Annotated in this window: 12 protein-coding genes; 4 read left to right on the top strand and 8 right to left on the bottom strand. The window is 35.5% G+C overall.

Features of this window, described 5'->3' with window-relative positions; translation table 11 throughout:
• From J7J33_02820 to J7J33_02795, 6 genes are all read right to left on the bottom strand, one after another.
• Positions 1–907, bottom strand: a 907-nt coding sequence (locus tag J7J33_02820) for a hypothetical protein (GenBank protein ID MCD6168225.1), incomplete at its 3' end; no start/stop codon positions are given.
• Positions 891–2,588 carry a penicillin-binding protein 2 gene (locus J7J33_02815; GenBank protein ID MCD6168224.1) on the bottom strand — a complete coding sequence of 566 codons (1,698 nt, stop codon included), beginning with the start codon at positions 2,586–2,588 and terminating at the stop codon, positions 891–893. The genes J7J33_02815 and J7J33_02820, both read right to left, overlap by 17 nt.
• A complete protein-coding gene (locus J7J33_02810; GenBank protein ID MCD6168223.1) occupies positions 2,548–2,847 on the bottom strand; it encodes a hypothetical protein in 300 nt (99 codons plus the stop codon). Before J7J33_02810 ends, J7J33_02815 begins: the two co-directional genes overlap by 41 nt.
• The gene (rsmH, locus tag J7J33_02805; protein ID MCD6168222.1) at positions 2,816–3,703 is read right to left on the bottom strand and encodes a 16S rRNA (cytosine(1402)-N(4))-methyltransferase RsmH; all 888 of its coding nucleotides are present in this window, start codon (positions 3,701–3,703) and stop codon (positions 2,816–2,818) included. Before rsmH ends, J7J33_02810 begins: the two co-directional genes overlap by 32 nt.
• On the bottom strand, positions 3,700–4,128 hold the full coding sequence (mraZ, locus tag J7J33_02800) for a division/cell wall cluster transcriptional repressor MraZ (GenBank protein MCD6168221.1): 429 nt from the start codon (positions 4,126–4,128) through the stop codon (positions 3,700–3,702). The genes rsmH and mraZ overlap by 4 nt, the downstream gene beginning before the upstream one ends.
• Positions 4,129–4,218: 90 nt before the next feature.
• Entirely contained in the window at positions 4,219–4,854 is a 636-nt protein-coding gene (locus tag J7J33_02795) for an S-layer homology domain-containing protein (protein ID MCD6168220.1), read from the bottom strand.
• Between the two features lie 39 nt (positions 4,855–4,893).
• Here J7J33_02795 and J7J33_02790 point away from each other — a divergent pair, with 39 nt between their 5' ends.
• The 4 genes from J7J33_02790 to J7J33_02775 are packed head-to-tail and all read left to right on the top strand — an operon-like array spanning position 4,894 to position 8,592.
• On the top strand, positions 4,894–5,949 hold the full coding sequence (locus J7J33_02790; GenBank protein ID MCD6168219.1) for an alanine/ornithine racemase family PLP-dependent enzyme: 1,056 nt from the start codon (positions 4,894–4,896) through the stop codon (positions 5,947–5,949).
• The gene (locus J7J33_02785; GenBank protein ID MCD6168218.1) at positions 5,946–6,467 is read left to right on the top strand and encodes a chromate transporter; all 522 of its coding nucleotides are present in this window, start codon (positions 5,946–5,948) and stop codon (positions 6,465–6,467) included. Before J7J33_02790 ends, J7J33_02785 begins: the two co-directional genes overlap by 4 nt.
• A complete protein-coding gene (locus J7J33_02780; protein MCD6168217.1) occupies positions 6,464–6,991 on the top strand; it encodes a chromate transporter in 528 nt (175 codons plus the stop codon). The genes J7J33_02785 and J7J33_02780 overlap by 4 nt, the downstream gene beginning before the upstream one ends.
• A 32-nt stretch (positions 6,992–7,023) precedes the next feature.
• The gene (locus J7J33_02775; protein MCD6168216.1) at positions 7,024–8,592 is read left to right on the top strand and encodes a M2 family metallopeptidase; all 1,569 of its coding nucleotides are present in this window, start codon (positions 7,024–7,026) and stop codon (positions 8,590–8,592) included.
• A 1-nt stretch (position 8,593) separates the two neighbouring features.
• Here J7J33_02775 and J7J33_02770 read toward each other — a convergent pair whose 3' ends face one another.
• Entirely contained in the window at positions 8,594–9,823 is a 1,230-nt protein-coding gene (locus tag J7J33_02770) for a PLP-dependent aminotransferase family protein (GenBank protein ID MCD6168215.1), read from the bottom strand.
• 64 nt (positions 9,824–9,887) lie between these two features.
• Positions 9,888–10,934, bottom strand: coding sequence for a transposase (locus tag J7J33_02765; protein ID MCD6168214.1), 1,047 nt, complete (start codon positions 10,932–10,934; stop codon positions 9,888–9,890).
• Positions 10,935–11,070 lie beyond the last annotated feature (136 nt).

The following is an 11,070-nucleotide window of genomic DNA, read 5'->3' as shown; positions in this document are numbered from 1 at the left end:
AGAGGGCAGGAAGAACTATGTCAATATCACACTTTTTATTTAGCTTTACATCTATTTTCTCTCCCATAAGATTTAATTTGAATAAAAACCCATCATCTAAAACTTTCTTCTCTTCAACAAAAAAATGGGTCTTTGTTGTTTTAGAATAAAAAAAGAGATTCCCTTTTCCTTTTTCCTTAAAAAATGAATGGTATGGGTCATCAAGATTTAAAATAAATGGTCCCTTTGTAAGTTCCAGAAGATGAATTTTAGATTTAAGGTAGTTGAGTATAGTCTTATGAATCATTAAGTGATGTGTTGGATGTAGGTTCAAAAAGATTCCTCCTTTAAAATTTATCCCCTCAACCCTATAGTTCATTAATGCAAAGGAACTTACCTCTAAAAATACATCCTTTACCTTTTCCCTTAAGCATCTATCAAGAAACTTTTGAATCTCAAAAGATTCTGGTGTTGTAAGTAGTCCTTCACCTCTATTTATAAGATTTTTTTTGATGAATTTTCCTTCACTACCAAGACTTGCTGAATCTGGAATGAGCTCTCTTAAGAGATGTATAAGTGTAGTTTTTCCTGTACTTCCTGTTATTCCATACACATTGAGTTTACCTGAGGGGTTATTATAGAAATTGGATGAGGCAATTGAAAATGCCATCCTTGAGTTATCAGTGATTATTAGAGTGGAATCTTTAAGACCCGAAATTTCCCTTTCCACTATGAATACACGGCAACCCTTCTTATAGGCATCTAATATAAAATCATGACCATTGAAGCGTCTACCTTTAATAGCAAAAAATACACTCCCTTCACCTGCTTCTCTGGAATCAATGACAAGGGAGTTAACCTCCCTATCCAATCTTCCATAAAAATTTTTAATTTGAATTCCTTTTAAAAGTTCACTTAACTTTTTCATCAGGCTCAATCTCAAAATATTTAATCACTCTCTCTGCAATTCTTTTAAACAGAGGGGCAGCTACCTGAGAGGCATATAGGGAACTATCCTCTGGTTCATCAACCAGCACTGTTAGAACATATCTTGGATTTTTGGTAGTTATTATTCCAACAAACCAGAGAACTGTCTTTCCTTCTACATATTTACCATTCTCTATTACTCCTGCTGTTCCAGTTTTGCCACCAATGGAATAACCTGTTATAACTGCTCTTCTTACCCCATTTCTTCCAACCACATACTTAAGATAGGATAAAACTTTATTGGCTGTGGTTTCAGATATTACCTTTTTAATAAGGGAAGGTTTTGCCTCTTTAATGACCTTTCCATCCTTCACTATCCTTTTTATTATCTGCGGTTTCAGTCTATTGCCCTTATTGGCTATTGCCTGATAGAAACTTGTTTGTTGAAGGGGAGTTACAGTTATTCCTACACCGAAAGACATGGTTGGAAGGGTTGTAGCACTCCACTTTTCTGGTGGAAGAATATCTCCCTTCCCCTCATATGGAAAATCCAGATTCATCTCATCCCCTACTCCAAACAGTTTTAAATAATGGTAGAGTTTATCACCAAGTAGTGATCCAACCTGAATAAATCCGACATTGCATGAATTTCTGAGCAACTCTTTAATGGTTTGAACACCATGAGGAACTATACATGTAAATCTCTTTCCACCCTTGTATATGTATCCCTTGCACTCAAATTTATCTTCTTCACTTAAAACACCCTCCTCAATGGCAGCAGAGGCTACTAAAGGTTTAAAGGAAGAACCAGGCTCGTAATTCCATCCATATGCAGGATCTGGAAATTTTGCCTTTGAAAATTGAGAGAAGTCATTTGGGTCAAAATTGGGCAATGTTGCCATACCTATTATTTCCCCTGTCTTAATATCCTCCAGTATTGTAATAACCCTTTTAGGTTTATACTTTTCAATGGTTTTCCTCATCTCAAATTCCATTATTGCCTGAATGTTTATATCTATGGTTAAATATATATCTGCTCCGTTTCGTGGTTTCTTTATGTAGAATTCGGTTCCAGGTATCTCTCTTCCAAGAGCATCTTTAAGGAATCCTATTGTTCCATACTCTCCCCTTAAAATACTATCAAATTTGTACTCCAGTCCTTCGAGTCCCCTGTCAATTCCCATCTCTCCAATTATATAGGATGCCAGATTATGCATTGGATAGAAGCGTTCGTAATAAGGTTCAAAGTATAAATACTTAATATTTAGTTTCTCTATTCTTTCTTTCTCCTCTTTATCTATACCAGTCTTTAAGACAAGATAACTTGAGTTTGTGTTAATTTTATTCCTTAGCGTTTTCTTTTCAATGCCCAATTTATCTGAAACCTTGTCCAACCACCTCTCCTTGTCATCAATTTGTGATGGATTGGTAACAACTCTGTATCTTTTTATGGAGATGGCAAGGATTCTTCCATTTCTATCATAAATTGTTCCTCTCTTTCCCGGAACGCGTCTTCCTACTGATTGCCATTGAGCTTCTGCTCTTCTTTTGAATTCCTCCCCCTTTATAACATCAAGATACAGTAGTCTTACACCAAAAACTATTGAAAGAATCAGAAAGATAAGTAAGCTTTTTACAATTCTATTTTCCACTGTCTTCTGTTTTCTTTCCACTTCCACCATCTATAAATATAACCTCCGCATCTTTTAGATTTAACTTCTCTATTGCTCTCTCTATCAGTGCAGTTGGATTGGTCATCTCCTCCAGTTTAGATTCAAGATTTCTTCTCTCCTCTATTAGAGAATCAAGGTCTCTTTTTAATATATTCCTTTTATTCTCCAGATTCATAATCTGAAGGTTGAGTAGCCCATAGAAAAATACAAGTAGAATCGTTATGATAATAAATATACTAAATCTTTTTAGCCACTCTGAGTTTTGCACTGCGACTCCTTATATTATCCTCAATTTCCTCTTCTTGAGGTGTTATAGGCCTTTTTGTAAGAACTTTAATTACTCCCTCTCTTTCAAGTTCCAAAAACCTTTTCTTTACCATTCTATCCTCAAGGGAATGATACGAAATTATTTCAACAACTCCATTTTTGTTTAAATAGTCCTGGAAAGATGAAAGGAAGGTTTTTAGGTTTTCTAACTCTTTATTTACATATATTCTTAATGCCTGGAATACCTTTGTTGCAGGGTGTATACTCCCTTTCCTCATGTAGGCTGGATACAGGGATTCTATAATCTCTTTAAGTCTCTTTCCTGTGGTTATCGGTGCTTTCTCTCTTTCCTGAACAATTTTTCTTGCTATCCTCTTAGCTTCTCTTATCTCTCCAAAAGTTTTAAAGATATATGTAAGTTCCTTCTCTCCAAGGGAGTTTATTACATACTCTCCACTTCTAATGTTTTTCCGATATCTCATATCAATGCTTATATCATCATCAAAGGAAAAACCCCTTCCCTTTCTTAAATGAAAGGAAGAGAAACCTAAATCCAGAAGCATAAAATCCACCTTCTCTATACCAAGTCCTTTTAGCACTAAAGGAAAATTTTTGTAATTATCGTTTATTAGAATGACTCTTCTGTTATCAGTTTTAAGTCTTTCTTTGGCAACCTCTAAGACATCTGGATCTATATCCAACCCTATAAGTAGGGAATCCTCTTTCATTCTCTTTATTATTTCATAGCTATGCCCACCCTCACCTATTGTGAGATCAAGGAATATTCTTTTTTTCTCAAAGTCTATATAGAAGAGTATCTCTTTGACAAGCACAGGTTTATGAATGGGCACCTTCATATATTCTCCACAAGTTTACTTACAGAGTTTTCATAGGAGAGTTCTTTTGTTTCTAAATATTTATCCCATGCATTTTTATCCCATATTTCAACTCTGTTAAAAACTCCAATAAATGCTACATCTCTCTTTAAAGAGGCAAACTTTCTGAATTCTAAAGGAATAAGAATTCTTCCCTGATTGTCAATCTCTACAAAAGTTGCCGATGAAAACCAAACTCTAAGGAAGAACCTTGTCTCTTTTGTAGTCAAACTTATTTTGGCAAGTTTTTTTGAAAGATTCTCCCACTCCTTTGTAGGGTATCCAAAAAGACACTTCTCAAGCCCCTTGGTGACTACAAATTTAGTTCCCAGTTCCTCCCTGTATATAGGAGGAACCATTACTCTTCCCTTACTATCCATTTTGTACAAATAGGTTCCCATAAACATTTATTCAATTTTACCACATTTTCCCACCAATTACCACTTCTCCAAGAATTGAACTTTCTCTAAGGGAATGTATTGATTGCAAAGATAATGCTATTCTTCTATTTGAGACTGCCGTTTCTTTATGAATCTTTCAATGAGAAGGAAGGCATCTCCTCTTGAGAGTTTCTTCCCAAATCTAACACCATCTGGGAGAAGGTTATGGGAAACTGAACATGAAAGTATCTTCTCTTTGTTTTCTGTGGCATTTTGAAATGTAATATCCTTAATTTCATTTTTAAAGGGAAAGAGATTAATTTCAAGAAAAAGAGCTTCTTCTATTGTAACTGCCGTATCTGGCTTTATCTCTTCCTCCGATAAAGTTTCAAGTCTTGAAAGCTCAATTAGATATGGATGCACCCAATGATCCTTTAGATTTACAAACCTTTCCTTCTTTTTAAATATTGATAGCACCGCATTAATAAACTTCTTTAATTTAGAAACAAGGGTTTCTTCTTCCCTTTTATAACTTTGGGTTACATTGTATCCCCTCACAAGAAGGGTTATAAATTCTCCCTGGGTTATTGCCCAGTCTATCCTGTAGGTTCCATCTGGATATCCAGATACCACATTCATCTCTCTTAAAAAGTTTATAGATGAAAGATATGGTTCAGGTATCTTTTCCTCTCTCTTTGCTCCAATGGCAAGCATGAGTATGAAGATAACCAAAATTGCTATAACTTTTTTCATAGAATAATTTTATCATTTATGGGATATAATAAAACTATAATGTTTCCGAGACTAAAGATAAATCTTAAAGCAATAGGAGAGAACTATTTAACCATAAAGAGTAGATGCGAGCCACTTGGTGTTGATGTGGTTCCTGTGGTAAAGGTTGTTCTTGGGGACGAGAATATAGTAAGGGTACTAAAATCCTTAGGTGCAAAAGTGATTGGAGATTCAAGGATGAGGAACATAAAGAATTTTTCCAATGTTAATGTGGAAAAGATGCTACTTCGCTCTCCAATGTTATCAGAGATAGAAGAGGTGATTGAATTTTCAGATATCTCTTTAAATACTGAAATAGAGGTTATAAAGCATTTATCAAAGGTCTCCTCAAGAAAAGGAAGGATTCATAAAGTTATAGTCATGGTAGAAGTTGGAGAGTTGAGAGAGGGTGTTATGCCTGAGGATGTTCTTTTCTTTGTAAAGAAGATTATGGATTTTTCATCCATTGAATTTCTTGGAATAGGGACAAATCTTACATGTCTATCAGGTATTATTCCCACTAAGGAGAATCTCGGAGTTCTTCTTAAATTAAAAAATCTTATTGAGGATCATGGAATTAGGGTAAAAGTTGTATCTGGTGGTGGTTCAAATCTTCTTCCCATGATATGGAGAGGAAAGCTTCCCAGATTTATAAATCAAATAAGAGTTGGAGAGGGTATATTTCTTGGGGTGGAAGCAATAAATAGGAAACCTCTACCTGGTCTAAGACAGGATACATTCACTCTGGAGGCAGAGGTTATAGAGGTTAAGAGAAAACCATCTCTTCCATGGGGAGAAAGAACCGTAGATGCCTTTGGAGAGGTGCCAGAGTTTGAGGATAGAGGAATTAGAAGAAGGGCAATTCTTGCATTGGGGAGGCAGGATGTCAGTCTCTCCGGCATCATCCCATTAGATAAGTTTGAAATCATTGGAGCCTCCAGTGATCACATGGTTATTGATGTTGAGAATTGTCCTCATATTAAAGTTGGTGATATAGTTTCCTTCAAACTCAACTACGCAGGGGTCCTTTTTGCAATGACTTCTCCCTTTGTGGAGAAGGTTTATATTGAAGAGTGAAATATATAAGTCTCTTTTTTACCTTTTTTAAGATAAGTGGTCTTACAATAGGAGGGGGGTATGCAATGATACCTCTTATTGAGAGAGAGATAGTTGGAAAAAATATAATGGATAAAAAAACATTCCTCAAGTGTCTTGTGAAAGCTCAATCGGTACCGGGTCCCATTGCTATAAATACTGCTTTCTTTGTTGGAAGTGAATTAGGTGGTATTCCCCTTGGTGTATTTCTTGTATTTTCAGTTTTTCTTCCCCCATTCATTACTATACTAATAGTGGCTAAATTCCTTTGGCGATACATTGATGTTCCATATGTAAAGTACTTTCTTGTAGGTGTGAGAATAGGAATATCTGTTATACTAATCGATTTTATATATAGAGTTACAAAAAAGTGGAGGTTGAGAAATTTTATACTGGTTCTGTTTGGGATGCTCCTCATAATTTTTTTAAAACTTCACACTATATACACTTTTATCCTTATCTCTCTTATCTACTTCCTTATTATAAGGGGTGAAAAATGATAATAAAACTCTTTCTCATCTTCCTTAAAATTGGTTTCTTTGCCTATGGGGGAGGTTGGGGTGTTCTCTCAATCATTAGAGATGAGATTGTAAGGGTTCATCACATTCTTTCAATGGATGATTTTCTGAACATGATTTCAATAGCTCAACTAACTCCTGGACCTATAGCTGTTAATGTAGCCACCTATACTGGATTTAAAGTCGCTGGTTTCTTTGGTGCCCTATCTTCAACCATAGGAGTAATTCTACCTGGTGTGCTTCTCTCCATGATTGTCTATGCGTTTCTACTTTTCATAGAGAAGAAGTATAGTTTAGATAAACTCTATAGAAGTTTAAGGGTGGGCGTAATAGTACTTGTTGCATACACCACATACCTTATCTTCACAAGTTCAGCAATAGTTGACTATTCATCCATAGTTGTCTTTGTTTTCCTTTTAGTTATTTATTTCAGATATAGAAAACTAAATCCACTCTACATAGTGCTATTTGGAGGCATTTTTTATCTAATTCTTAAGGTGATATAATTTCACCTTAGATGAAGAAAGGAGGAGAAGTGATGAATCATAAGGAGTTTTTAACAAAGGTTAACAATGAGTTGATGGAACTGGAAAAGGAGGTTGCAACTGCCTACTGGAATCTTACCACCACAGGAAAGAAGGATTGGGAGAAAAAATTTATAGAGGCAGATATAAAATTAAGAGAGTATCTATCGGACAGGAGTAAATTTGAACTGGTCAACAAGTTTTTACAGAATAACTCCCTTTCTCCCCTTGAGAAGAGAGAGTTTATTCTTTTAAGAAATGTAATGCTTCCAAATCAGATTGATAAAGAGACATTGAAAGTTGTTTCAGAGAAAGAGGCAGAAATAGAAAGTATTTTTACAAGTTTTAGAGGAGAAATAGATGGAAAGAAAGTGACAAATAATGAAATTGAAGAGATACTCAGAAATGAGAGAGATTCGTCTTTAAGAAAAAAAGCTTGGGAGGCAAGTAAAGAGATAGGAGAAGTTGTTGGTCCAAAGATCCTTGAATTGGTAAAGATAAGAAATAAAATCGCAAGAGGATTTGGATATAGTAATTATTACGAGATGATGTTTGAACTTCAAGAACTGAATGTAGATAGGATTCACAGTATATTTAAGGAATTTAAAAACAAGACAGATAAAACATTCAAGGCAATGAAGGAAGAGATAGACAATAGGCTCTCAGAGCGGTTTGGTGTTTCAAGTAAGAACCTTATGCCATGGCACTACTCTGATCCATTCTTTCAGGAGGTCCCTCATATATATGACATTCCCTTTGATGAGATTTTTAAAGATAGGGATATAGAAGAACTTACAGTGAAGACTTATGAATCTATGGGAATGGAGGTTAAAGATATACTGGCAAGGAGTGACCTTTACGAGAGAGAGGGAAAGAATCAACATGCCTTTTGCATACACATAGACAGGAGTGGAGATGTGAGAATCCTTGCAAACATAAGACCAAATGAGAGATGGGCTGAAACCATGCTTCATGAGATGGGACATGCTGTCTATGATAAATATCTGAATATGGATTTACCTTTCCTACTTAGGGAACCTTCCCATACATTTACCACTGAGGCAGTTGCCATGTTCTTTGGTAGATTTGCAAGAAAGTGGGTTTGGTATAAAGAAATCGTCGGAGTTGAGGAGGAGTTAAAGGATTATAAAGATTTAATAGATAAACTTTTAAAGTTACAACTTATGATTTCAGCAAGATGGATAATAACTTTTGTTTTTTTTGAAAAGAAACTCTATGAGATGGAAGATAACATTAACAATTTATGGTATGATTTTGTAGCTGAAAATCAATTCCTGAATACTCCTAAGGATAGAAGAAATAGATTTGATTGGGCAGCAAAGATTCACTTTGGAACCAATCCAGTCTACTATCAAAACTATCTACTTGGAGAGATGATGGCTTCTCAGATGGATGAATTTATAAAAGCAAACATCTCTCCATTACCTTTTAAGCCAGAGGTTGGCAAATTCTTTATAGAAAAAATATTTGAACCCGGTAGTTCTTTAAGATGGGATGAACTACTAACCAGTTCTACTGGCGAAACTCTAAATCCGAATTATTTAATAAATCAACTCGTATAGATTAAGTTTTAATCTTCTTTTTGAGAAGATTACCTAACCGTTTTATGCCCTCCTCTATCTGCTCCATGCTTGGTAGAGAGAAGTTCAACCTCATGCAATTGTGTATATTTCTGTGAGCGTAAAATGCTGCTCCAATAACGAATGCCACTTTCTCCTCTATGGCTTCATAGAAGAGTTCTTCAGTGTTTATGTATTCTGGACAGGTTACCCATACAAATAAACCACCCTCAGGTTTGGTCCATTTAACTTCTTCAGGAAAATACTTCTCCATAGCTTGAAGCATGGCATCTCTCTTCTTCTTATACTCTCTCCTTACAGTTTCAAGGTATGGTTCAAGGTATCCTCTTTTCAAGAATTCATAAACTATAAACTGGGTTATAGATGGAGAGCACAAATCTGCTGCCTGTTTTGCAATTACAATCTTTCTTACTGCCTGTGGATCTCCAACTATCCATCCAAGTCTAAGACCAGGAGAGAGAATCTTTGAGAATGTCCTTAATGCTATAACATGTGATATATCCATACTGATCAGTGATGGAACTCTTTCTCCCTCAAATCTGACTTCACCATATGGATCATCTTCTATAATTGGAATCTGGTATCTCTCTGAAATTTCTATTATCTCTTTCCTCCTCTCTAAGGAGAGAGTTACACCTGTTGGATTGTGAAAATTCGGAACGACATAGATAAATTTTGGTTTTATTCCTTCCTTCCTTAACTTTTTTATGCTTTCTTCAAGAAGAGATGTGTCTATTCCATCTTTGTTTATTCTCACATCCACAAATTTTGCCTGGAAGGCATTAAAAGCTTGAAGGGCACCAAGGTATGAAGGAGATTCTACAATTACAGTATCTCCCGGGTTTATAAATACCTTTGCCACAAGATCCAATCCCTGTTGGGAAGCTGTGGTAATTATAAGGTTATCTAAGGAAGCATTTACTCCTTCTTTCCTCATCTTCTCCACAAGGAGCTCTCTTAGTTGTTTTAATCCCTCAGTTACTCCATACTGGAGAGCTTCTTTACCATAGTTTTTAAGTACATAATCACTTACCTCTCTTATCTGCTCTGTTGGAAATAATGTTGGATCTGGAAAACCACCTGCTAATGAAATTACCCCTTTTTGTTTTGCAACTTTAAGTAACTCCCTTATCTCCGAAGCTCTCATTCCCTTTGCTCTCTCAGAATACAATCCTTCCCAATCAATTCCAATCTCGTTAGGTGATACCCCCATCTTTTCACCTTCCTTTCTTTAAGTTTTTTGCCACAGATGATTTTAACAAACCAATACCGAAAAGTCAAATGAATGTATAAGTCCACAACATATTGGAAAATCCAAACTCATCTATAATATACCTCAAAGGAGACTTATAGTTAAGAGAGGTATGAGGTCTCTCTGTGTTATAGAAGATTAGATACTCCATGAGTTTCCTGTTAAACTCATCTATATCAAAGATAAGGTCATCATAAGCTTCATTTGCAAACTCCTCCTTAAGGGTTCTGTTGAATCTCTCTATGTATGAGTTCATTATAGGTCTCTTAGGGTATGTGAAGAAATGAGTTATTCCCTCCTTCTCAAGATAATCTCTGAAGTATCCATGAAACTCACTACCATTATCTGTCTGTATATGTGTTATAGGGAATGGGGCTACCTCCTTCAACTTCTTCATGAAATCCATAGATGTTTTACTTGATAATCTCTTATATGCATAGGCAAAGGCAAATCTCCCCTTTACATCCACTGCTGTAACTATGTATCTTCTTATTCCATCCATAAAGATTACTATACTATCAATCTCAATTAGATCTCCAGGGTTCTTAGGTCTATACCCACCTCTCCTTAGTTTCTTCTTCATCTTCCTCTTCTTCTCCTTACCAAAGTGTGTATACTCCTTGTGATAGAAGAATAGATTCCTATCCTTTATTATTCTCCCTATGGTTGAGGAGGATACTGTTTTTATACCATTCTCCTTACAATACTCATCAAGCAATACCTTTATCTTCTCCTTACCTATCCTTCCATATCTCTTTCTTATATCCACTATAAAGTCAATAACTCTTATATCAATATTCCTCTTCCTTCTTCTCTTTGGTGCCCTACTCTTATCCTTAAGGGCTTCTATCCTTCCGCTGTTATCTCTTAGTATCTTCCTCCATCTGTATATGGTTGATTTACTTACACCAAAGGCATCTATTGTAGGTTTTAATCCATACTTCTCAAAGAAGGAGAGGATCTTTAACTTTCTCTTCACACTCTCATCTATCAATCCATTCTCATACTTCATAAGAAGATTATACACTGATACAAATCCCTTTATACCCTTATAGATACAGAATAGTCTCATCTTCCACACCTCTTCCTATTGATACTTCTAATACATGTATTATTACTACTAAGGGATTCCAATATGTTTTTGAACTTCTTCAGGAGTTTCTGTTTCCTCCCCTTTCTTAATTAGAGGGATGATTTTCATAAGTATT

Source organism: Caldisericia bacterium, from assembly GCA_021158845.1.
Lineage (GTDB): Bacteria > Caldisericota > Caldisericia > B22-G15 > B22-G15 > B22-G15.
Note: the sequence above shows the minus strand (reverse complement) of the source record. Positions and strands in the feature narration are given on the sequence as shown.

Bases quoted from the DNA above. Each gene is read 5' to 3' on its own strand.
- J7J33_02815 (MCD6168224.1), bottom strand. From the start codon at position 2,588: ATGGTGGAAGTGGAAAGAAAACAGAAGACAGTGGAAAATAGAATTGTA.
- rsmH (MCD6168222.1), bottom strand. From the start codon at position 3,703: ATGAAGGTGCCCATTCATAAACCTGTGCTTGTCAAAGAGATACTCTTC.
- mraZ (MCD6168221.1), bottom strand. From the start codon at position 4,128: ATGTTTATGGGAACCTATTTGTACAAAATGGATAGTAAGGGAAGAGTA.
- J7J33_02795 (MCD6168220.1), bottom strand. From the start codon at position 4,854: ATGAAAAAAGTTATAGCAATTTTGGTTATCTTCATACTCATGCTTGCC.
- J7J33_02790 (MCD6168219.1), top strand. From the start codon at position 4,894: ATGTTTCCGAGACTAAAGATAAATCTTAAAGCAATAGGAGAGAACTAT.
- J7J33_02780 (MCD6168217.1), top strand. From the start codon at position 6,464: ATGATAATAAAACTCTTTCTCATCTTCCTTAAAATTGGTTTCTTTGCC.
- J7J33_02775 (MCD6168216.1), top strand. From the start codon at position 7,024: ATGAATCATAAGGAGTTTTTAACAAAGGTTAACAATGAGTTGATGGAA.
- J7J33_02770 (MCD6168215.1), bottom strand. From the start codon at position 9,823: ATGGGGGTATCACCTAACGAGATTGGAATTGATTGGGAAGGATTGTAT.
- J7J33_02765 (MCD6168214.1), bottom strand. From the start codon at position 10,934: ATGAGACTATTCTGTATCTATAAGGGTATAAAGGGATTTGTATCAGTG.